Genomic DNA, 23,125 nt, shown 5'->3' on the forward strand with positions numbered 1-23,125 from the left:
GAAAAGCATGGTATATCGTGATATCACCTGGATAACAGCCTCGTCCTGCCATGCCGGCACCGTCAACCTGCTCTACAGATCAAGCGGCACAGGCCGATGCCACCGGACACTACCGGGTCTGCGCAACCTCTCGGATATTGCTCACCGATTGGATATCGTTTTGAAAAACTGATAGTTAAATGGCTACACTAGCCTCACACATCGCATAGGGATATGGACAAATGAGTCTTATTGGCTTGCTGCTGGCCCTGGCAGCCATTCTGGGTGGCAACATGATAGAAGGGGGGCACCCCAGCGCCCTGCTCGATCTGCCCGCCTTTCTCATCGTGATCGGCGGTACCGTCGGTGCCGCACTGACCCAGTTTCCCTTCTCCGTGGTTGGTAAAACCCTCAAACGCTTCAAGTGGCTCATTACTCCCCTGCGCCTCGACATGCTGGAGCAGGCCCAACTGCTTGAAACCCTGGCGGGCAATGCACGGCGCAGCGGCATGCTGGCACTGGAGGGCATGATCGACGACATCAAGGATCCCTTCCTGCAAAAAGGGGTACAGATGATGGTCGATGGCTACGAGAAGACCAAAATCCACGAGGTACTGGAAAACGAGATCGAGTTCGAGCAGGAAGATATCGAACAGACCGTCAAATTCTACGAGGCCATGGGGGGCTACTGCCCGACCATGGGGATCGTCGGGGCCGTATTTGGCCTCATTCACGCCATGGGCCTGCTGGATGCCCCCGACAAGCTGGGGGGCGCCATCGCGGTGGCCTTTATCGCCACCATCTACGGGGTGTCGGCCGCCAACCTCATCTTCCTGCCCTTCGGCAACCGCTACAAGTCGTTTGCCCACCAGATCCGCCACTACAAGGAGATGACCCTCACCGGCATCCTCTGCATCGTGGACGGCGAGTCACAGCAACGGCTGCAAGTGACCCTTGAGCCTTACCTCGGAGGCCACGGTGGCGAAAAAGAAAAAGGCTGAGGCGCCGGAGAACCACGAACGCTGGCTGGTCTCCTACGCCGACTTTATGACACTGCTGTTCGCCCTGTTCGTGGTGCTCTACTCCTTCGCCATGGCCAAGCAGTCGGAGACTCGCGTGCTCATTCAGGGCTTTATCGAATCTCTTGGCAAGATAGGGCTGGTCTCCCTTCCCGCCGGCTCCCCCGTGATGCAGGGGGGCACAGGCATACTGGAACCCGAGTCCAAGACCACCCCCAATACCTCCCAGAAAGAGCAGGTGCTGGATACCCAGACGCCCGCAGCGGCGGCCGACCCTTTCAACGAGACCATCGGCTCCTCGGAGAAACCTACGGCCACGGAGTCCTGGCCCCACAAGACCAAGGAGCAGGATTGGGTCACAGTCACCAAGCAGAAGCTGGATCAGCAGCTCAAAAGCCAAATCGAGTCCAAAGAGATCGAGGTGGAGCAGCTTGGCAGCCAACTGGTCATCCGCATCGGCGAAAAGACCTTGTTCCCGGCCGACTCCGCCTTCTTGCAGCCCCAGTTCATTCCCCTGGTCAACAAGGTCTCGGACGTGCTGGCGGACATCCCCGGCATGGTGGTGGTCACCGGTCACACCGACAACTCCCAGGCGCCGGTGGAGCTCTATCGCAACAACTGGGAGCTGTCGGTGCTGCGGGCGGCCACCATCACCCACACCCTGCTGACCAACCCCAAGCTGGATTCACGACGGCTGATCGCCCAGGGGGTGGCGGATACCCAACCCCGTTATCCAAACGATACCCCGGCTCACCGCCAGGCCAACCGCCGGGTGGAGATCGTGCTCTCCCAGGGCAAGGCGGCAGAGCAGAGCCTCCCCGTTCTCCAACCCTGAAACAGACCCCGCCATGCGGGGTCTTTTGTTTCCTGCCATCCCCCGGATTTTCAAACTATCCGGTTTTTTTCTGCTACATAAAAACGATTGAAAACAATTCTCAAACGAGAAAGTTGACCCCGCTAGCAAAACACAATTTTCATCCCGTTGATTAATAATTAATCCTTTGAAATGACATGTAAATCAGTACGAAAGTGGCATACTACGTAACATCATTGTTAAGTCACATGATTAATTTGGTTAGGGAAAAACCTATATGTTTGCTGATATTGCCGTCCAGCACTGGGCTTTTACTGTCTATGTCATTGGCGCCATCTGTATCTGCTTGACCATGATAGGCCTGGCGGCCTTGCTGGGGGGACGCGCCTATGGCCGTGCCAAGAACAAACCCTTCGAATCCGGGGTGGATTCCGTCGGTAACGCCCGCCTGCGCTTCTCCGCCAAGTTCTACCTGGTCGCCATGTTCTTCGTCATCTTCGATGTCGAAGCCCTCTATCTCTTTGCCTGGTCCGTCTCCGTTCGGGAGAGCGGCTGGGTCGGCTTCATCGAAGCCACCATCTTCATCACCCTGCTGCTGGTAGGCCTCATCTACCTGTGGCGCATTGGTGCCCTCGACTGGGCCCCGAAAAAGCGTGTCCTGACTGACAAGAAACCAGACTGAACTACCGATTATCTCTTTGAGGTTGCACCATGAAGTACACCCTGACCCGGATTGACCCGGATGCGCCCGTTGAGCGCTACCCCCAGGAACAGCGCCAGACCGTCGATGATCCACTGGCGCAGCAAGCGACCCGCGGCATCATGATCGGGCGCCTCGAAGAGGTGCTGCAAGACACCGTCAACTGGGGCCGCAAGAACTCCCTCTGGCCCTACAACTTCGGCATCTCCTGCTGCTACGTGGAGATGTGTACCGCCTTCACCTCTCCCCACGACGTGGCTCGCTTCGGTGCTGAGGTCATACGAGCCTCCCCCCGTCAGGCTGACTTCATGGTGATTGCCGGCACCCCCTTCATCAAGATGGCCCCTGTCATCCAGCGGCTCTATGAGCAGTTGCTCGAGCCCAAGTGGGTTATCTCCATGGGGGCCTGCGCCAACTCCGGCGGCATGTATGACATCTACTCCGTGGTACAGGGGGTGGACAAGTTCCTGCCGGTCGATGTCTACATTCCGGGCTGCCCGCCCCGCCCCGAGGCCTTCCTGCAAGCCCTGATGCTGCTGCAGGAGTCCATCGGCAAGGAACGCCGCCCCCTCTCCTGGGTGGTGGGAGATCAGGGGATCTACCGTCCCCAGATGCAATCCGAGAAGGAACGCAAGCGCGGCGAGCGGATCAACGTGACCAACCTGCGCACGCCGGATGAGATCTGATCATGAAACTGACTCGAGAATTCCCAAGCAATTACACCATGGCACAGTGGCAAACCGCCGATCACGCCGATGCCCAGGTGGTCGGCGAGCTGTTCGCCCACTTCGGTGCCGAGCGCTTCACCGTGCAGAGCACCCGTACCGGCGTGCCGGTCATCTGGCTCTCCCGGGATCTGCTGCTGGACGTGATGGGCTTCTTGCAAAAGCTGCCCTCCCCCTTCGTTATGCTGTTCGATCTCAGCGCCACCGACGAACGGATGCGCAGCCATCGCCACGGCCTGCCGGAGAGCGACTTTACCGTCTTCTATCACCTCATCTCCATCGACCGTAACGCCGACGTGATGCTGAAGGTGGCGCTCAAGGAGAGCGATCTCCATCTGCCCACCGTCAGCCGCCACTTCCCCAACGCCAACTGGTACGAGCGGGAAGTGTGGGATCTGATGGGGATCACCTTCGATGGCCACCCCCATCTGACCCGCATCATGATGCCCAAGAGCTGGCAAGGGCACCCCCTGCGCAAGGACTACCCGGCGCGCGCCACCGAGTTTGATCCCTTCATGCTCGATGCGGTCAAGCAGGATCAGGAGCAGGACAACCTGCTGTTCAAGCCGGAAGAGTGGGGCATGGCCCGCGGCAACGAGAACGAGGACTACATGTTCCTGAACCTCGGGCCGAACCACCCCTCCGCCCACGGCGCCTTCCGCCTGGTGCTGCAACTAGACGGGGAAGAGATCCGCGACTGCGTGCCCGACATCGGCTATCACCACCGCGGCGCCGAGAAGATGGGCGAGCGCCAGTCCTGGCACAGCTACATCCCCTACACCGACCGGGTCGAATACCTGGGCGGCGTGATGAACAACCTGCCCTATGTGCTGGCGGTCGAGAAGCTGGCCGGCATCAAGGTGCCGGCGCGGGTCGACATGATCCGGGTGATGATGGCGGAGCTGTTCCGCATCCAGAGCCACCTGCTGTTCCTTGGCACCTACATTCAGGACGTGGGGGCCATGACCCCGGTCTTCTTCACCTTCACGGACCGCCAGAAGATCTACACCATCATCGAGGCCATCACCGGAGCCCGTATGCACCCGGCCTGGTTCCGTATCGGCGGCGTGGCCCACGATCTGCCTGCCGGCTGGACCCGCCTCATCCAGGACAACCTGTTGAGCTGGCTGCCAAAGCGGTTGATGGAGTATGAAAAGGCGGCCATGCGCAACAGCATACTGCGGGGCCGCACAATCGGCGTCGCCGCCTACAACACGGCCCAGGCCCTGGCCTGGGGCACCACGGGGGGCGGTCTGCGGGCCACGGGACTCAACTTTGACGTGCGCAAATGGCGCCCCTATTCCGGTTACGATCAGTTCGAGTTCGAGGTGCCGGTGGGCAGCAACGGGGACGCCTACGACCGCGCCACCGTACGCATCGAGGAGATCCGCCAGAGCCTGTCGATTATCGAGCAGTGCATGAAAAATATGCCTGAGGGCCCCTTCAAGGCGGATCACCCGCTCACCACGCCACCGCCCAAAGAGCGCACCCTGCAGGACATCGAAACCCTGATCACCCACTTCCTGCAAGTCTCCTGGGGGCCTGTCATGCCGGCCGCCGAGTCCTTCCAGATGATAGAGGCGACCAAGGGGGTCAACAGCTATTACCTGACCAGCGATGGCTCCACCATGAGCTACCGGACCCGGATCCGCACCCCGAGCTTCGCCCACCTGCAGCAGATCCCCTCGGTGATCCGCGGCCAGATGGTGTCGGATCTTATCGTCTACCTGGGCAGTATCGATTTCGTTATGTCAGATGTGGATCGTTGAGTCCTCTCGCCCCGGCAGCCGGGGCGAAGGGCAAGACGCGCAGTAAAGGGACAAGCCACAAAAGGTCAAGTCATGAGCCAATGTCAGTGTCAGAATAACCAGACCCCACAAGGGCAAGGGGCATGCAGCAGCCAGCAGGGAGATTTCGTCCTGAGCCAGGCTGAGCGCGATGCCATCGAACACGAGAAACACCACTACGAAGATCCCCGTGCAGCCAGCATCGAAGCGCTCAAGATAGTGCAACAGGCCCGTGGCTGGGTGCCTGACGGCGCCATTCACGCCATCGGCGCCGAGCTCGGCATCCCCGCCAGCGACGTGGAAGGGGTCGCCACCTTCTACAGCCAGATCTTCCGCCAGCCGGTGGGTCGTCACATCATCCGCGTCTGCGACAGCATGGTCTGCTACATCAACGGCCACGAGCAGTTGCTTGCCGGTCTGAAAGAGGTCGTCAATCTGGCCCCTGGTCAGACCTCCCCGGATGGCCGCTTCACCCTGTTGCCCGTCTGCTGCCTCGGCAACTGCGACAAGGGGCCGGCCATCATGATCGATGACGATACCTATGGCGGACTCGATGCCGTCAGCCTGCTGAAAACCCTGGAGGCTTACCCATGAGCATTCAGCCAGGCAAGACGCTTGCCTCCCTCGGCACCGCCAACCGCATCCCCCGCACCGCCGAGACCCACCCTCTCACCTGGCGCCTGCGGGACGACGGCCAGCCGGTCTGGCTCGAGGAGTATCAGGCAAAACAGGGCTATGAGGCCGCCCGCAAGGCCCTTGGCCAGATGAGCCCGGATGACATCGTCAGCACCGTCAAGGATGCCGGCCTCAAGGGACGCGGCGGCGCCGGTTTCTCCACCGGCGTGAAGTGGGGCCTGATGCCCAAAGACGAGAGCATGAACATCCGTTACCTGCTCTGCAACGCCGACGAGATGGAACCCAATACCTACAAAGACCGCATGCTGATGGAGCAGCTGCCCCACCTGCTGATCGAGGGGATGATCATCAGTGCCCGGGCTCTCAAAGCCTATCGCGGCTACATCTTCCTGCGCGGCGAGTACGTGGATGCCGCCATCCACCTGCGCCGCGCCGTGGAAGAGGCCAAGGCCGCGGGGCTCCTTGGCAAGAACATCCTGGGCTCGGGCTTTGACTTCGAGCTGTTCGTCCACACCGGCGCAGGTCGCTACATCTGCGGCGAAGAGACGGCCCTCATCAACTCCCTGGAAGGACGGCGCGCCAACCCGCGGGCCAAACCCCCCTTCCCCGCCGTCTCCGGCGTCTGGGGCAAGCCGACCTGCGTCAACAACGTCGAAACCCTGTGCAACGTGCCCGCCATCATCGGCAACGGTGTGGCCTGGTATCAGGGGTTGGCACTGCCGGGTTCGGAAGATCACGGCACCAAGCTGATGGGCTTTTCCGGCAAGGTCAACAATCCCGGCCTGTGGGAGCTGCCCTTTGGCATCACCGCCCGCGAGCTGTTCGAAAACTACGCCGGCGGCATGAAGCCCGGCTATCGCCTGAAAACCTGGCAGCCGGGCGGCGCCGGCACCGGCTTCCTGCTGCCCGAGCACCTGGATGCCCAGATGTACGCTGGCGGCATCGGCAAGGTGGGCACCCGCATGGGTACGGGCCTTGCCATGGCGGTGGATGACAGCATCAACATGGTCTCCCTGCTGCGCAACATGGAGGAGTTCTTTGCCCGCGAATCCTGCGGCTGGTGCACCCCCTGCCGCGACGGCCTGCCCTGGAGCGTCAAGATCCTGCGGGCGCTGGAGCGGGGCGAGGGCCAACCCGAGGATCTCGCGACCCTGGAACAGCTCGTCAGTTTCCTGGGCCCGGGCAAGACCTTCTGTGCCCATGCCCCCGGCGCCGTCGAGCCCCTTGGCAGTGCGATGAAGTATTTCCGGTCCGAGTTCGAGGCCGGGGTCAAGGCCCCCCATGACAATCACAAGCTGTTCAAGGGTATCCAGCCCAACCTGCTGGGCGAGCGCTGGTAAGCGCCAGGACGCATCGGGCAATAGCCGATTTCATAAAACAGGTTTCAGGGAAGTTGTATGGCAACCATTCATGTAGACGGTAAAGAGTACGAGGTAGACGGTGCAGACAACCTGCTGCAAGCCTGTCTGTCGCTGGGTCTGGACGTCCCCTATTTTTGCTGGCACCCGGCGCTCGGTAGCGTCGGTGCCTGCCGCCAGTGCGCGGTCAAACAGTATCAGAATGCCGACGACAAGCGCGGCCGCCTGGTCATGTCCTGCATGACCCCTTCCACCGATGGCACCTATATCTCCATCGAGGATGAAGAGGCGAAGGAGTTTCGCAAGACGGTGGTGGAGTGGCAGATGACCAACCATCCCCACGACTGCCCGGTGTGTGAAGAGGGTGGCGCCTGCCACCTGCAGGACATGACGGTGATGACGGGCCACAACAGCCGCCGCTACCGTTTCACCAAGCGCACCCACCAGAATCAGGATCTGGGCCCCTTCATCAACCACGAGATGAACCGCTGCATCGCCTGCTACCGCTGCGTGCGCTATTACAAGGATTACGCCGGTGGCGAGGATCTCGGGGTCTATGGCGCCCATGACAACGTCTACTTCGGCCGGGTCGAGGATGGCACTCTGGAGAGCGAATTCTCCGGCAACCTGGTGGAGGTCTGTCCCACCGGCGTCTTCACCGACAAGACCCACTCCGAGCGTTACAACCGCAAGTGGGACATGCAGTTCGCCCCCAGCATCTGCCAGGGGTGCTCGGTCGGCTGCAACATCAGCCCGGGTGAGCGCTACGGCGAGCTGCGCCGCATCGAGAACCGTTTCCACGGTGCCCTGAACCACTATTTCCTCTGCGATCGCGGCCGCTTTGGCTACGGTCACGTCAATCTGACCGACCGCCCGCGCCAGCCCCTGCTGCAGGATGGCAGTGACAAGCTGGCCATCACGGTGGATGGTGCCCTGAACCGGGCCGCGGATGCGCTGCGCACCGCCAGCGGCGTCATCGGCATCGGCTCACCCCGCGCCTCCTTGGAGAGCAACTTCGCCCTGCGCGAACTGGTGGGGGCCGCCAACTTCTACTCCGGGGTCGAGCAGAGCGAATGGGAATGCCTGCAGAAGATGCTGGACATTCTGGAGCACGGCGGTGTGCGCACTCCCAGCCTGCGCGACATGGAAGAGGCCGACGCCGTGCTGGTGCTCGGGGAAGACGTCACCCAGACCGCCGCCCGCATCGCCCTGGCCCTGCGCCAGGCGGTGAAAGGCAAGGGGCGCGACATTGCCCGCAAGCTGAAGGTGGATCTCTGGCAGGTCGCTGCCGTGCAGACCCTGGCCCAGAACCAGCGCTACCCCTTGCTCATCACCAGTCTGGATGCCACCCGCCTGGATGACGTGGCGAGCAGCACCCTGCACGCCCCCCACGCGGATCAGGCGCGCCTCGGGTTTGCCATCGCCCATCTGCTGGACGCCAGTGCACCTGCGCCAACGGCTCTCTCCCCCGAACAGCAGGCCCTCGCCGCCCAATGGGCCGACCTGCTTGGCAACGCCAAAAAGCCCCTCATCATCGCAGGCAATGGTGCCCGCAGCCAGGCGCTGATCGAAGCGGCCAGCAACATCGCCCGCGCCCTCAAGGGCCGTGGCCAGGCCGCGGAGCTTGCCCTGGTGGCTCAGGAAGCCAACAGCCTGGGGCTGGCCATGCTGGCCCGGCATGCCGCCCCGCTGGAGTCAGCCCTCGAGCGCATGGAAGGGGAAGAGAGACTTGCCCTGGTCGTTCTTGAGAACGACCTCTACCGCCGAGCCCCCCGCAGCCGGGTGGACGCCGCTCTGGATCGCCTGCAACACCTGCTGGTCATCGACCATCAGGAGACGGCCACCGCGAAGAAGGCGGATTTGGTGCTACCTGCCGCCAGTTTTGCCGAAGGCGATGGCACCCTGGTGAACATGGAAGGCCGCGCCCAGCGCTTCTTCCAGGTCTATGCTCCCGCCTTCTACAACGCCGATATCCAGGTGCGCGAGAGCTGGCGCTGGCTGGATGCCCTGCAAAGGAGCCAGCAACCGCGTTCGGTTCGCTGGAACACCTTCGACGATGTGAGTCGCGATTGCGCCGCCAGCGCCCCGCTGCTCACCACCATGGGTGAAGCTGCACCCAACGCCGGCCTGCGCATTCGCGGCATGAAGCTCGCCCGGGAGCCGCACCGCTACAGTGGTCGAACCTCCATGCTGGCAAACCAGAACGTGAGCGAGCCCAGAGTCGCCCAGGATCCCGATTCGCCGTTCGCCTTCTCCATGGAAGGCTACGCTGGTTCCCGCCAGCCCCTCTCCCAGGTACCGTTTGCCTGGGCGCCGGGCTGGAACTCCCCCTCCGCCTGGAACAAGTTCCAGGACGAGGTGGGCGGCAACCTGCGTGCCGGGGATCCCGGTCGCCGCCTGCTGGAGCCGGGCGAAGGCAACCTGGGCTGGTTTGGCACCATCCCGGCCCCCTTCCAGCCCGCCGCATCCCTGCAGGTGGTGAGCTATGACCAGCTGTTCGGTGGCGAGGAGCTCTCCGCCAGAAGCCCGGTCATCCAGGCTCGCATGGGGGAACCCACCCTGGTACTGAACCCGGCGGATGCCGCGCGCCTGGCACTATCCCCTGACGCACTGGTGGCCTTCTCCTGGGGTGGCAACCACTGGCGCCTGCGTCTTCGTCTGAGCGATGCGCTGGCTCCGGGCCTGGCAGGGTTGCCACTCGGGGTGAACGGCCTGCCGACCGCCCTGCACCATGCCCTGATCGATAACCTGCAGGAGGTCATCGCATGAGCGACTCTCTGATGGATCTGCTGATCGAGGTCGGCAAGGCCCTGGTCGTACTCGTGGGGATCGTGGGGGCTGGCGCCTTCATGAGCTTCATCGAGCGCCGCCTGCTGGCACTGTGGCAGGACCGTTACGGCCCCAACCGGGTTGGCCCCTTCGGCCTGCTGCAACTGGCGGCTGACATGGTCAAGATGTTCTTCAAGGAGGACTGGATCCCGCCCTTTGCGGATCGCCGGATCTTCGTGCTGGCCCCCATCATCGCCTTCACCGCCTTCATCCTGGCGTTTGCGGTGGTACCCATCACCCCCACCTGGGGCGTGGCGGATCTCAACGTGGGGCTGCTCTATATCCTGGCGATCGCCGGGCTGGCGGTCTATGCCGTGCTCTTCGCAGGCTGGTCGAGCAACAACAAGTACTCCCTGCTCGGCAGCCTGCGCGCCTCGGCCCAGACCCTCTCCTACGAGGTGTTCCTTGGCCTCTCGCTCATGGGCATCGTCATCCAGACCGGCAGCTTCAACCTGCGTGACATCGTCGAGGCCCAGGCCGGCATGTGGAACGTGATCCCCCAGATCCTGGGCTTCGTCACCTTCCTGTTTGCCGGGGTCGCCGTCACCCACCGCCACCCGTTTGACCAGCCGGAGGCCGAGCAGGAGCTCGCCGACGGCTATCACATCGAGTACGCGGGCATGAAGTGGGGTCTCTTCTTCGTGGGGGAGTACATCGGCATCGTGCTGATCTCTTCCCTCATCGTGACCCTCTTCTTCGGTGGCTGGCACGGCCCCTGGCTGCCGCCCTTCATCTGGTTCGCCCTGAAGACCGCCTGTTTCATGGTGTTCTTCATCCTGCTGCGGGCCTCCCTGCCCCGCCCGCGCTTCGACCAGGTGATGTCCTTTGGCTGGAAAGTGTGCCTGCCCCTGACCCTGCTCAACATGCTGGTCACCGCTGCCGTGGTGCTGATGAATGCGTGAGCAAAACGAGATGGACATGACGATGATTCGGCCGTCTGCGGCAAGGAAACGCCCAGACGCCAGTGCTGATAAATGTGCAGTGAGGCACCTATGAAAATTACGAGCATTATCAAGGGTGTTGGCACCCAGTTGCGCAGTCTTGGGATGGTCTTCTCCCATGCCTGGCGCCCCCGTGAAACCCTGAGCTACCCGGAGCAGCCGGTCTACGCCGCCCCCCGTTTTCGCGGTCGCATCGTACTGACCCGGGATCCTGACGGCGACGAACGCTGCGTGGCTTGCAACCTGTGTGCGGTCGCCTGCCCGGTCGGTTGCATCTCCTTGCAGAAGTCGGAGCGGGAAGATGGTCGCTGGTACCCGGAGTTCTTTCGCATCAACTTCTCCCGCTGCATCTTCTGCGGCCTGTGCGAGGAGGCCTGCCCCACCACCGCCATCCAGCTGACGCCGGATTTCGAGATGGGGGAGTATCGTCGCCAGGATCTGGTGTACGAGAAGGAAGATCTGCTGATAAGCGGCCCCGGCAAATACCCGGACTACAACTTCTACCGCATGAGCGGGATGGCCATCGACGGCAAACCCAAAGGGGATGCCGAGAACGAAGCCAAGCCCATCGATGTCAAGAGCCTGCTGCCCTAGGAGTCAATCATGGAACTGGCATTCTATGCCGCGGCCCTGGTCGCCGTTTACAGCACGCTGCGGGTGATCAGCACCAGCAACCCCATGCATGCGCTGCTCAATCTCATCATCTCCCTCATCGCCGTGGCCATGATCTTCTTCTGCCTGGGCGCCGCCTTTGCGGGGGCCCTGCAGGTGATCGTCTACGCCGGCGCCATCATGGTGCTGTTCGTGTTCGTGGTGATGATGCTGAACCTGGGGAGCGCCCAGGATCAGGAGAAGAAGTGGCTCACCCCCATGACCTGGGGTGGCCCGGCCCTGCTCTCCCTCATTTTGCTGGGCTTTCTGGCCCACGGCATTCTCGGCGTGACCGGCGGTGAACTGGGTCTGACCGAGGTCAGCGCCAAGGAAGTCGGTATCGCCCTGTTCGGCCCCTATGTGCTGGCGGTGGAGCTCGCCTCCATCCTGCTGCTGGCGGGTCTGGTCACCGCCTATCACCTGGGCCGCGAGGACAAGAGCGGGGAAGTGCTCTCCGTGCCTCGTACCACACAGGAAGGAGGTCAACAATGAGCGACATCCCCGTGGTGATGCATGGCTCGCTGCCGGCAGCCCGCCCCCTTTCCATCCAGCAAGCACAAGGAGCATGGCGATGAGTGGAATTCCCATGGAGCACGGCCTCCTGCTGGCGGCCATTTTGTTTGCCATCGGCCTGTGCGGCCTGCTGATACGCCGCAACCTGTTGTTTATCCTCATGAGTATCGAAATCATGATGAACGCGTCCGCCCTGGCGTTCGTGGTGGCGGGTAGCCGCTGGGCCCAGGCCGACGGCCAGATCATGTACATACTGGTGATTTCTCTGGCGGCAGCGGAGGCCAGTATCGGCCTCGCCCTGTTACTGCTGCTCTATCGTCGTTACCACACCCTGAACGTGGACACTGTGAGCGAGATGCGCGGATGAGCCTCCTATATCTGACTTTCCTGTTCCCGCTGCTGGGATGGCTGCTGCTGGCCTTCTCCCTCGGCCGCCTCGGCGAGCGCACCTCGGCGCTCATCGGTGTCGGCAGCATCGGTCTCTCGGCCCTCACTACCCTGTGGGTCGGCATCGATTTTCTCAATACCATGCCGGAAGGCGGCGTCTATACCCAGACCCTGTGGCAGTGGATGACGGTGGGCGAGTTCCAGCCCGCCTTCCGTCTCTCCCTGGACGGGCTGTCGCTGACCATGCTGGGGGTCGTGACCGGGGTGGGCTTCTTCATCCACCTGTTCGCCTCCTGGTACATGCGCGGGGAAGAGGGGTATTCACGCTTCTTCACCTACACCAACCTCTTCATCGCCAGCATGCTGTTCCTGGTGCTGGCCGATGACCTGCTGTTCGTCTACCTGGGCTGGGAAGGGGTGGGGCTGTGCAGCTACCTGCTGATCGGCTTCTACTACAAAGATCGCAACAACGGCGCCGCCGCCCTCAAGGCGTTCGTGGTGACCCGGGTCGGCGACGTCTTCCTCGCCATCGGGCTCTTCGTGCTCTATCGCGAGCTCGGCACCCTCAACATTCACGAGCTGCTGGTGCGAGCCCCTGCGATGTTTGCCGACGGCTCCCCTGCCCTGTCGTTTGCCTGCCTGATGCTGCTCGGCGGCGCGGTCGGCAAATCCGCCCAGCTGCCGCTGCAGACCTGGCTGGCGGACGCCATGGCGGGCCCGACCCCGGTCTCGGCGCTGATCCACGCGGCCACCATGGTGACCGCCGGTGTCTACCTCATCGCCCGCACCCACGGCCTCTTCCTGCTGGCTCCCGAGATCCTCCATCTGGTAGCGCTGGTCGGTGCCATCACGCTAGTGCTGGCAGGCTTTGCGGCGCTGGTGCAGACCGACATCAAGCGGATCCTGGCCTACTCCACCATGAGCCAGATAGGCTACATGTTCCTGGCCCTGGGGGTCGGTGCCTGGGAAGGGGCCATCTTCCACCTGATGACCCACGCCTTCTTCAAGGCGCTCTTGTTCCTCTCCGCCGGGGCCGTCATCGTCGCGACCCACCACGAACAGAACATCTTCAAGATGGGGGGGCTGCGCAAATCGCTGCCACTGGTCTATGCCTGCTTCCTGGTGGGGGGCTCGGCCCTGGCCGCGCTGCCGCTGGTGACCGCCGGTTTCTACAGTAAGGACGCCATCCTCTGGCAGGTGCAGGCCAGTGGCCAGAGCGCCCTGCTGTGGGCCGGTCTGGGGGGGGCTTTCCTGACCTCCCTCTACACCTTCCGCCTCATCTTCATCGCCTTCCACGGCAAGGCGCAGACCGAGGCGCACAAAGGTCACGGCCTTGCCCACCATCTGCCACTGCTGGTGCTGCTGGTGCTCTCCACCGGCGTCGGCGCCCTCATCGTGCCGCCGCTCGCCGGAGTACTGCCGGCAGGCCCCGGGGATCACATCGAAGAGGGACGCCATGGCCTCGAGATCCTCTCCGGCGTCATCGCCGTGGCAGGCATTGCGCTGGCCGCCTTCCTCTTCCTCGGCGAACGTCGCCTGGCGAAGGGGATCGCACAGAGTGCGCCGGGGCGGGCTCTGTCCACCCTCTGGTTCAATGCCTGGGGCTTTGACTGGCTTTATGACCTGATTTGGGTCAAACCCTACCTGCTGGCGACTCGCCTGCTCGGCAAGGACCCGCTGGACAGGATGATGAACCTGCCCGCCGTGCTGGCCCAGGGGGGGCATCAGCTGCTGGCCTGGACCGTCTCCGGCAAGTTGCGCTGGTACGCAGCCTCCATGGGGATGGGCGCCGCCCTGATCCTGGCCCTGCTGCTGCTCGGCTGATCCATGAGCCCAATATTGTGTGGCAGGCTCAGCGCCTGCCCGACTAGAACCTAGATGAGAGCTGATATCGTGACCTTACTCTGGATCTTGCTAATTCCCTTCATCGGCGGCTTGCTCTGCTGGCAGATGGAGCGGCTCGGCGGACAGTTTGTCCGCTGGGTGGCCCTCGCCTCCATGAGCGCCTGTCTGGTGCTCTCCAGCGCCATCTGGCTCGGTGGTGACTTCACCCTCGCCAACCCCGGCCTCCCCGTCTGGGCAGCCGAGTGGCAACAACCCTGGATCCCCCGCTTCGGCATCTCCCTGCACCTCGCCGTGGACGGGCTGTCGCTCCTGATGGTGATCCTCACCAGCTTCATCGGCGTGCTGGCCATCCTCTGTTCCTGGAAGGAGATCGTCCAGCGCATCGGCTTCTTCCACCTCAACCTGCTGTGGATCCTGGGGGGCGTGCTCGGCGTCTTCATGGCGGTGGATCTGTTCCTCTTCTTCTTCTTCTGGGAGATGATGCTGGTGCCGATGTACTTCCTGATCGCGCTCTGGGGCCACTCGGTCACCGATGGCAAGTCGCGCATCAACGCCGCCACCAAGTTCTTCATCTACACCCAGGCGAGCGGCCTCATCATGCTGGTGGCCATCCTGGGCCTGGTACTGACCCACCACGCCGCCACCGGTGTCTTCACCTTCAACTATCAGGAACTGCTCAACACCCCCATGAGCAGCACGGTACAGTGGCTGCTGATGCTGGGCTTCTTCATCGCCTTCGCGGTCAAGATGCCCCTGGTGCCGCTCCATGGCTGGCTCCCTGATGCCCACAGCCAGGCGCCCACCGCAGGCTCCGTGGATCTCGCGGGCATCTTGCTGAAAACCGCGGCCTACGGCCTGCTGCGCTTCACTCTGCCGCTTTTCCCCGAGGCGTCCGCCGAGTTTGCCCCCTACGCCATGGTGCTCGGCCTCATCGGCATCGTCTATGGCGCCCTGCTGGCCTTTGCCCAGACCGATATCAAGCGGCTGGTTGCCTACACCAGCATCTCCCACATGGGCTTCGTGATGATCGCCATTTACTCCGGCAGCGAGCTCGCCCTGCAAGGGGCAGTGGTACAGATGATTGCCCACGGGCTCTCGGCCGCCGGCCTCTTCATCCTGTGCGGCCAGCTCTACGAGCGCCTGCACACCCGGGATCTGCGCCAGATGGGCGGTCTCTGGGGACGGTTGCGCTACCTGCCCGGCGTGATGCTGTTCTTCTCCGTCGCATCCCTCGGGATGCCGGGGACCGGCAACTTCGTCGGCGAGTTCCTGATCCTCATCGGCAGCTTCCAGGTGGCCCCCGTCATCACCGTCATCGCCACCTTCGGGCTGGTGCTGGCCTCGGTCTACTCCCTCATCATGCTGCAGCGGGCCTGCTTCGGGACGCCCCGTGAGGAGAGCATGCTCAAGGGGCTGGATACCCGGGAACTGACCATGATGCTGACCATCGCCGGCCTCTTGGTGCTGCTCGGTCTCTATCCCCAGCCGGTGCTCGACACCGCCAGCAGCAGCCTCCTGAGCGTGCTGCACTGGTACGCGCTGCCGGGCACGGGGGCGCTGCAATGATGCTTTCTCTTTCGCCTTCCTTGTCCATGTCGGGAGCACTGTCATGACGTTTACTGTTTCTCAACTGCTGGCCCTGCTGCCCCTGTTGCTGACCACGGGGGCCATGGTGGCCCTGATGCTGGCCATCGCCTGGAAGCGCTGTGACGACACCGCCTTCGTGGTCACCATCATCGGCCTCAACCTCGCGCTCTTCTCCCTGCCCATCGTGATGGCCCAGGGGGATCAGGGGGTCACTCCCCTGCTGCAAGTGGACGCTTACGCGGTCTTCTACATGGGGCTGGTGCTCATCGGGGCCCTGGCCACCTGTACCTTCGGTCGCACCTGGCTCAAGGGCTATCCGGACAACCGGGAAGAGTTCTACCTGCTGCTGCTCATCGCCACCTCAGGTGGTCTGGTGCTGGCGGCCTCCCGTCACCTCGCCTCGCTCTTCATCGGGATCGAGATGCTGACCCTGCCCATGTTCGGTCTGGTGGGGTATGCCTATCGCGAGCGGCACTCGCTGGAAGCCAGCATCAAGTACATGGTGCTCTCCGCCAGTGCCACCGCCTTCCTGCTGTTCGGCATGGCACTGCTCTACGCCCAGGCCGGAAGCCTGAGCTTCAGCGATCTCGGTGTGACCCTGGCCCAGAGCCCGGCTCACCATCCGCTGCTGATGGGGGGCTTTGGCCTGATGCTGGTCGGTTTTGCGTTCAAGCTGTCCCTCGCCCCCTTCCACCTCTGGACCCCGGACGTCTATGAAGGGGCGCCGGCACCGGTGGCCACCTTCCTCGCCACCGTGAGCAAGATAGCCGTGTTCTGCGTGCTGCTGCGCTTCTACCTGGCAGTACCCGCCACCTCGGATCCCATGATCCACTGGCTGCTGGCGGCCATGGCAGTCATCTCCATCGTGGTCGGCAACCTCCTGGCGCTGATCCAGACCAACATCAAGCGGATGATGGGTTACTCCTCCATCTCTCACTTCGGCTATCTGCTGGCAGTGGTGGTGGCAAGCCGCCTCGGCGAGATGCCGGTGGAAGCGGCGGGTGTCTACCTGCTGATGTACCTGTTCACCAGCCTGGGGGCCTTCGGCGTCATCAGCATGATGTCCAGCCCCTATCGCGGCAAGGATGCGGACTCCCTGCACAGTTATCGCGGTCTGTTCTGGAAGCGCCCCTATCTGACGGCGGTGATGACGGTGATGATGCTCTCCCTCGCGGGTATCCCCATGACGCTGGGGTTCATCGGCAAGTTCTACCTCATCGGCGTCACCGTCGATGCCAAGCTGTGGTGGCTCAGTGGCGCCATCGTGCTCGGCAGTGCCCTGGGGCTCTACTACTACCTGCGGGTCATGGTCACCCTCTACCTGCGTGAACCCGGCATGCAACTGCGCGATGCCAGGGCCGACTGGGCCTTCTCCTCCGGGGGCCTGGTGGTGCTGCTCTCCGCCATTCTGGTGGTATTGCTCGGCATCTACCCCCAGCCCGTCATCAGCCTGGTGCAGGGCTTCCAACACGTGGTGCTGCGCTAGCCTCAGGTTCAGCTCACACAGCAAAACCGGCCTCCGTGGCCGGTTTTTTTATGTCCGCCAAGGCTCGGTCCGGCTTGCCCGTCTGGCAGGCGATACCAGATCGGCTCCCTCAATCCATCCCATATCCTCCAGCAAGCGGCTGGCGGAGCAGCGAGCTGAAGACGGCCTCGCCCCCATCGTGCTCGTCCTCTCCTGCCCTCTCCATTCTCAGATCCACGCCCATAAAAAAACCGGCCACAAGGGCCGGTTTTTGGTTTCTTGCTGACGCTTAGCCCAGACGGACCCGAGCATTGCGGAACATGCGCATCCAGGCGCCATCCTCGCCCCAGTTGTCCGGGTGCCAGGAGTTGGCCACGGTGCGGAACACCCGCTCCGGGTGCGGCATCATGATGGTCGCGCGACCGTCCGCACTGGTCACCGCGGTGATACCGTCAGGGGAGCCGTTGGGGTTGGCCGGGTATTGCACGGTGACGTTGCCGCGGTTGTCCACGAAACGCAGCCCCACCAGACCGCTCTGTTGCAGCGCAGCCAGGTGAGCGGCATCGCGCACTTCCACACGCCCTTCCCCGTGGGAGACGGCAATCGGCATCACGGAGCCCGCCATCCCGGCGAAGAAGGCGGACGGGGAGTTCTGCACTTCCACCAGGCTAAAGCGCGCCTCGAAGCGCTCGGAGCGGTTGCGCACGAAGCGCGGCCAGAGATCCGCCCCCGGGATGAGGTCGCGCAGGTTGGACATCATCTGACAGCCGTTGCACACGCCCAAGGAGAGGGTATCGCCGCGCTCGAAGAAGCGCTGGAACTGCTCACGGGCGTTGTCGTTGAACAGGATGGACTTGGCCCAGCCTTCGCCCGCCCCCAGCACGTCGCCGTAGGAGAAGCCGCCACAGGCCACCAGGGTCTGGAAATCTTCCAGCTTGATGCGCCCCTCGAGGATGTCGCTCATGTGCACGTCGACAGCGGTGAAGCCGGCGCGGTCAAAGGCGGCCGCCATCTCCACGTGGGAGTTGACCCCCTGCTCGCGCAGCACCGCCAGACGGGGAGAAACCCCGCGAGCGATATAGGGCGCGGCCACGTCGTCGGACGGGTTGTAGGTGAGCCTGGCCTGCAGACCCGGGTCGGTGGCGTCCTGGCGGGCGGCATGCTCCTGATCGGCGCACTCCGGGTTGTCCCGCAGGCGCTGCATCTGCCAGCTGGTCTCGCCCCAGATGGTGCGAAGGGCGGTGCGGCTGGCGCGATACACTTCGCTGCCGGCACGCTGGAACAGGATGAGGTCGTCTTCGCGCACCGTGCCCAGCACATGGGAGCAGGCTGCCAGACCGTGACCGGCCAGCAGGGTCAGCACCGCCTCCTTGTCTTCGCGACGAACCTGGATGACGGCACCCAGCTCCTCGTTGAACAGGGCCGGCAGCAGGTCGCCACCCACGCGATCGAGCTGGATGTCGAGGCCGCAGTGACCGGCAAACGCCATCTCGGTCAGGGTGACGAAGAGGCCGCCGTCGGAGCGGTCGTGGTAGGCAATCAGCTTGCGATCCGCCACCAGCGCCTGGATGGCGTTGAAGAAGCCCTTGAGCTGGACCGGGTTGTCCAGATCCGGAGCGCTTTGCCCAAGCTGGCGATAGACCTGGGCCAGGGCCGAGGCGCCGAGGCGCTGCTTGCCGTTGCCAAGGTCGATGAGGATAAGGTCGGTCTCACCGAGATCGGTGCGCAGTTGCGGGGTCACGGTATTGCGCACGTCCTCGACCCGGGCAAAGGCGGAGATGAGCAGGGAGAGCGGCGAGGTGACGCTGCGCTCCTCGCCGTCCTGCTGCCAGCGGGTCTTCATGGACATGGAGTCCTTGCCCACCGGGATGGTGATGCCAAGGGCCGGGCAGAGCTCTTCGCCCACCGCTTTCACGGCTTCGTAGAGACCCGCATCTTCCCCCGGGTGCCCGGCTGCGGACATCCAGTTGGCGGAGAGCTTGACCCGCTTGAGGGAGCCGATATTGGCCGGTGCCAGGTTGGTCAAGGCCTCGGCCACCGCCATGCGGGCGGAGGCGGCATGAGAGAGCAGCGCCACCGGGGTGCGCTCGCCCATGGACATGGCTTCACCGTGGTAGCTGTCGTAGGTCGCGGCGGTGACGGCGCAGTCGGCCACCGGGATCTGCCAGGGGCCGACCATCTGGTCGCGGTTGACGAGGCCCGTTACGGTGCGATCGCCGATGGTGATGAGGAAGGACTTCTCCGCCACCGTCGGCAGGCGCAGCACGCGCTCGGCGGCGTCGCTGAGGGTGATGCCGTCCAGTTGCAGCGCCTTGCCCTGAGCGGGCAGGCTCTGCACGTCGCGGTGCATCTTGGGCGCCTTGCCAAGCAGCACGTCCAGCGGCAGATCGATGGGCTGGTTGTCAAAGTGATCATCAGAGAGAGTGAGATGCTTCTCTTCGGTGGCGGTGCCGATGACGGCATAGGGGGCGCGTTCGCGCTCGCACAAGGCCTTGAACAGAGGCAGCTTGTCCTGGGCCACGGCCAGCACATAGCGCTCCTGGGATTCGTTGCACCAGACTTCCAGCGGGCTCATGCCCGGCTCGTCATTCGGAATGGCACGCAAGTCGAAGCGACCACCGCGCTCCCCGTCGCTCACCAGCTCCGGCATGGCGTTGGAGAGACCACCGGCGCCCACGTCGTGGATGAAGACGATGGGGTTGTCGTCCCCCAGTTGCCAGCAGCGGTCGATCACTTCCTGGCAACGACGCTCCATCTCGGGGTTGTCACGCTGCACGGAGGCGAAGTCGAGATCTTCGGCAGACTGACCTGACGCCATGGAGGAGGCGGCTCCGCCACCCAGGCCGATGTTCATGGCCGGACCACCCAGCACGATGAGGGCCGCCCCCACCGGGATCTCCCCTTTCTGGACGTGCTCGCTGCGGATGTTGCCGATACCGCCCGCCAGCATGATGGGCTTGTGGTAGCCGCGCACCTCGACGCCGTTGTGGCTCGGCACCTGCTCTTCGAAGGTACGGAAGTAACCCAGGATGGCAGGGCGACCGAATTCGTTGTTGAAGGCGGCGCCGCCAAGGGGCCCTTCCTGCATGATGTCAAAGGCGCTGACGATGCGGCTCGGCTTGCCGAAGTCCTGCTCCCAGGGCTGCTCGAAACCGGGGATGCGCAGGTTGGAGACGGAGAAGCCCACCAGGCCCGCCTTGGGTTTGGCGCCACGGCCTGTCGCACCCTCATCGCGGATTTCGCCGCCGGAGCCGGTGGCGGCACCCGGGAAGGGAGAGATGGCGGTCGGGTGGTTGTGGGTCTCCACCTTCATCAGGATGTCGACGCGCTCCTGGTGATACTGGTACTCACCGTTGGCGGGGCTCGGGAAGAAGCGGCCACCCTGGCTGCCTTCCATCACCGCGGCGTTGTCTTTGTAGGCAGACAGGACATGATCCGGCGTCTGCTCGAAGGTGTTCTTGATCATCTTGAACAGCGACTTGGGCTGCTGTTCGCCGTCGATGGTCCAGTCGGCGTTGAAGATCTTGTGGCGGCAGTGCTCGGAGTTCGCCTGGGCAAACATGTAGAGCTCGATGTCGTTGGGATTGCGACCCAGCCGGGTGAAGTTGGTCACCAAGTAATCTATTTCGTCATCGGCCAGGGCCAGACCCAGGGTCACGTTGGCCGCTGCCAGGGCGGCGCGACCACCACCCAGCACATCTACCTGGGTAAAGGGGCGCGGCTCGTGGTGAGCAAACAGGGCGGCGGCCTCGTTCATCTCGGCAAAGACCACTTCCATCATGCGATCGTGCAGCAGGGCCGCGATCTCGCTACGCTGGGCCACGCTCAGCTCACCCTTGGCCTGCACGTAATAGGCAATGCCGCGCTCCAGCCGCTTGACCTGTTTCAGGCCGCAGTTGTGGGCGATGTCGGTTGCTTTGGAAGACCAGGGGGAGATAGTGCCGGGGCGGGGGGTAACGAGGAACAGCTGACCGCTGGGGGTGTGTTCCGGGATGGTCGGGCCGTAGCGCAGAAGCTGGCCCAAGGTCGCTCGCTCGGGGGGCGACAGCGGGCTCGTCAGCTTGGCAAAATGCACGTATTCCGCATAGACGCTTGCTATCTCTACTCCTCTCTGTGCGCAGCTCTGCAGCAGCTTGTGGACACGAAACTCAGACAGTGCTGGGGCACCACGCAAGATTTCCATATACCTTTCTCACCAAGTTTTAGAGTGTGGGGGGATTTGAGACGCGCGTATTATAGGGATCAGGCCCATCCTGAACAAACGTTTTTCTCATCTCGCGCGGTGTGACTCCCTTCATACTCTCTGGTATAAAGGTGCCTCTTTTTTGACAAATGCCGTTTTTTTCAACAAGGGTACTCACCTACTTGCGCTGCATTTTTCGACTGTTCATCGGGATGATGTTGACGCTGGCCCTGGCCGGTTGCGACTTCTACCACCCCTCCAGCCAACTGGAGCAGATCCGCCAGCGAGGCGAGATCCGGGTTGGCACCCTCTATGGCCCCACTTCCTATTACCAGCGTGACGACACCGCACTGGGGTTCGACTACGAGCTGGCGCAGCTTTACGCCGACTGGCTGGGGGTCAAGCTGACCATAGTACCGGCCTACAGCACCGCCGAGCTGGTCGAGCAACTGCAAAAGGGCAAGCTGGATCTCGCCGCCGCCGCCATCGTCGTGACCCCGGAGCGGCGCAAGCTGTTCCGCTTCGGCCCCGGCTTCTACCAGGTCTCCCCCAAGCTGGTCTATCGCAACGGCTCCCCCAGGCCCAAGAACCTCGGTGACATCAAGGGCAGCATAGTGGTGCCGGCGGGCTCCACCGGCGAGGACCTGATGAAGGAGCTGGCCAAGCAGTACCCCAACCTGAAGTGGAGCACCAATCGGGATGCGGACGTGGAGGAGCTGCTCAAGCAGGTCGCCGACGGCAAGGTGGACTACACCGTGGTGCAGGACACCATACTGGCCCGTACCCAGCGCTACTACCCCGAACTCACCGAAGGCTTGACCCTCGCCAGCAAGCAGACCGTGGCCTGGGCCATGACCAAGCTGCCCGACGACAGTCTCTACGCCAGCATCATCGACTTCTTCGGTCAGCGCTTCATGGATGGCGCCATCGCCAAGCTCGACGAGAAGTACTTCGGCCACGTGCAGAACTTCGACTTCGTCGACACCCGTACCTTCCTGCAACGGGCCAAGAGCCTGCTGCCCAAGTACCAGGCGCTGTTCCAGACCCACGCCAAGGATATCGACTGGCGGCTGCTGGCCGCCATCAGCTATCAGGAATCCCACTGGGATCCCCAGGCTCGCTCCTACACCGGGGTGCGTGGCATGATGATGCTCACCGGTCCGACCGCCAAGGCGATGGGGGTAAACGATCGCACCCACCCGGAAGAGAGCATCAAGGGGGGCGCCCGCTACCTGCAGGAGATGATGGCGAAGGTGCCCGACTCGGTCCCGGCGGACGAGAAAGTGTGGTTTGCCCTCACCGCCTACAACATCGGCTACGGCCACATGATGGATGCCCGCCGCCTGACCAAGGAGCTGGGCAAGAACCCGGACGCCTGGAGCGACGTGAAAGAGGTGTTGCCGCTGCTGCAGCAGTCACGCTGGCATCGCAAGGTACGCTATGGCTATGCCCGTGGCGGCGAGGCGCGCAACTATGTCAACAACGTGCGCCAGTACTACCAGAGCCTGCTCTGGCTCGACAACGAACAGCAGAAGGCCCATCGTCGGGAGGAGCTGGACGAGGACGACAGCAGCGAGCCGGACGTGCCGGCACAGCGTCCGGCCATCATCGCCGAAGTGGTCAAACAGATCATCACCCCCTAGCCTCGCCGGGGGTGTGTTTTCCTGCTCTGTTCTCTGTTACCATCCTTGGGTATACGAGGGGCG

Annotated in this window: 17 protein-coding genes; 16 read left to right on the forward strand and 1 reads right to left on the reverse strand. The window is 63.2% G+C overall.

All coding sequences use genetic code 11. From position 1 onward, the window contains the following. Positions 1-221: 221 nt before the first annotated feature. The 15 genes from C2U37_RS21485 to nuoN all read left to right on the forward strand — a co-directional run bounded on the left by C2U37_RS21485 (position 222) and on the right by nuoN (position 17,257). Positions 222-980, forward strand: coding sequence for a flagellar motor protein (locus C2U37_RS21485; RefSeq protein ID WP_029314677.1), 759 nt, complete (start codon positions 222-224; stop codon positions 978-980). Then, entirely contained in the window at positions 958-1,833 is an 876-nt protein-coding gene (locus C2U37_RS21490) for a flagellar motor protein MotB (protein WP_010675026.1), read from the forward strand. The genes C2U37_RS21485 and C2U37_RS21490 overlap by 23 nt, the downstream gene beginning before the upstream one ends. Positions 1,834-2,089: 256 nt before the next feature. Beyond that, positions 2,090-2,494 (forward strand): NADH-quinone oxidoreductase subunit A, encoded by a 405-nt coding sequence (locus C2U37_RS21495; protein WP_104453027.1) that lies wholly within the window; start codon positions 2,090-2,092, stop codon positions 2,492-2,494. A 29-nt stretch (positions 2,495-2,523) separates the two neighbouring features. Next, complete coding sequence (locus C2U37_RS21500; protein WP_010675028.1) at positions 2,524-3,198, forward strand: NuoB/complex I 20 kDa subunit family protein; 675 nt, start codon at positions 2,524-2,526, stop codon at positions 3,196-3,198. Positions 3,199-3,200: 2 nt separating this feature from the next. Then, complete coding sequence (nuoC, locus tag C2U37_RS21505; RefSeq protein WP_041211563.1) at positions 3,201-5,006, forward strand: NADH-quinone oxidoreductase subunit C/D; 1,806 nt, start codon at positions 3,201-3,203, stop codon at positions 5,004-5,006. A gap of 72 nt (positions 5,007-5,078) precedes the next feature. Beyond that, the gene (nuoE, locus tag C2U37_RS21510; RefSeq protein ID WP_080990002.1) at positions 5,079-5,618 is read left to right on the forward strand and encodes an NADH-quinone oxidoreductase subunit NuoE; all 540 of its coding nucleotides are present in this window, start codon (positions 5,079-5,081) and stop codon (positions 5,616-5,618) included. Continuing rightward, entirely contained in the window at positions 5,615-7,000 is a 1,386-nt protein-coding gene (gene nuoF / locus C2U37_RS21515; RefSeq protein WP_042016644.1) for an NADH-quinone oxidoreductase subunit NuoF, read from the forward strand. The genes nuoE and nuoF overlap by 4 nt, the downstream gene beginning before the upstream one ends. A gap of 57 nt (positions 7,001-7,057) precedes the next feature. Next, positions 7,058-9,787 carry an NADH-quinone oxidoreductase subunit NuoG gene (nuoG, locus tag C2U37_RS21520; protein ID WP_104453028.1) on the forward strand — a complete coding sequence of 910 codons (2,730 nt, stop codon included), beginning with the start codon at positions 7,058-7,060 and terminating at the stop codon, positions 9,785-9,787. Further along, a complete protein-coding gene (gene nuoH / locus C2U37_RS21525) occupies positions 9,784-10,749 on the forward strand; it encodes an NADH-quinone oxidoreductase subunit NuoH (protein ID WP_010675033.1) in 966 nt (321 codons plus the stop codon). Before nuoG ends, nuoH begins: the two co-directional genes overlap by 4 nt. Before the next feature lie 90 nt (positions 10,750-10,839). Then, the gene (gene nuoI / locus C2U37_RS21530) at positions 10,840-11,382 is read left to right on the forward strand and encodes an NADH-quinone oxidoreductase subunit NuoI (RefSeq protein ID WP_010675034.1); all 543 of its coding nucleotides are present in this window, start codon (positions 10,840-10,842) and stop codon (positions 11,380-11,382) included. Between the two features lie 9 nt (positions 11,383-11,391). Continuing rightward, positions 11,392-11,931 carry an NADH-quinone oxidoreductase subunit J gene (gene nuoJ, locus C2U37_RS21535; RefSeq protein WP_010675035.1) on the forward strand — a complete coding sequence of 180 codons (540 nt, stop codon included), beginning with the start codon at positions 11,392-11,394 and terminating at the stop codon, positions 11,929-11,931. 79 nt (positions 11,932-12,010) lie between these two features. Beyond that, a complete protein-coding gene (gene nuoK, locus C2U37_RS21540; RefSeq protein WP_010675036.1) occupies positions 12,011-12,319 on the forward strand; it encodes an NADH-quinone oxidoreductase subunit NuoK in 309 nt (102 codons plus the stop codon). Next, a complete protein-coding gene (gene nuoL / locus C2U37_RS21545; RefSeq protein ID WP_039038714.1) occupies positions 12,316-14,163 on the forward strand; it encodes an NADH-quinone oxidoreductase subunit L in 1,848 nt (615 codons plus the stop codon). Before nuoK ends, nuoL begins: the two co-directional genes overlap by 4 nt. 69 nt (positions 14,164-14,232) lie before the next feature. Then, complete coding sequence (gene nuoM / locus C2U37_RS21550) at positions 14,233-15,750, forward strand: NADH-quinone oxidoreductase subunit M (RefSeq protein WP_010675038.1); 1,518 nt, start codon at positions 14,233-14,235, stop codon at positions 15,748-15,750. A 43-nt stretch (positions 15,751-15,793) separates the two neighbouring features. Beyond that, entirely contained in the window at positions 15,794-17,257 is a 1,464-nt protein-coding gene (gene nuoN / locus C2U37_RS21555; protein WP_104453029.1) for an NADH-quinone oxidoreductase subunit NuoN, read from the forward strand. Between the two features lie 268 nt (positions 17,258-17,525). Here nuoN and purL read toward each other — a convergent pair whose 3' ends face one another. Further along, entirely contained in the window at positions 17,526-21,419 is a 3,894-nt protein-coding gene (gene purL / locus C2U37_RS21560) for a phosphoribosylformylglycinamidine synthase (protein WP_104453030.1), read from the reverse strand. Positions 21,420-21,568: 149 nt separating this feature from the next. Between purL and mltF the strand changes: the two genes are divergently transcribed. Further along, complete coding sequence (gene mltF / locus C2U37_RS21565) at positions 21,569-23,062, forward strand: membrane-bound lytic murein transglycosylase MltF (protein WP_042880710.1); 1,494 nt, start codon at positions 21,569-21,571, stop codon at positions 23,060-23,062. Positions 23,063-23,125 lie beyond the last annotated feature (63 nt).

The sequence above is a fragment of the Aeromonas sp. ASNIH1 genome, from assembly GCF_002934285.1.
In the GTDB taxonomy this organism is placed as follows: Bacteria; Pseudomonadota; Gammaproteobacteria; order Enterobacterales; family Aeromonadaceae; genus Aeromonas; species Aeromonas caviae.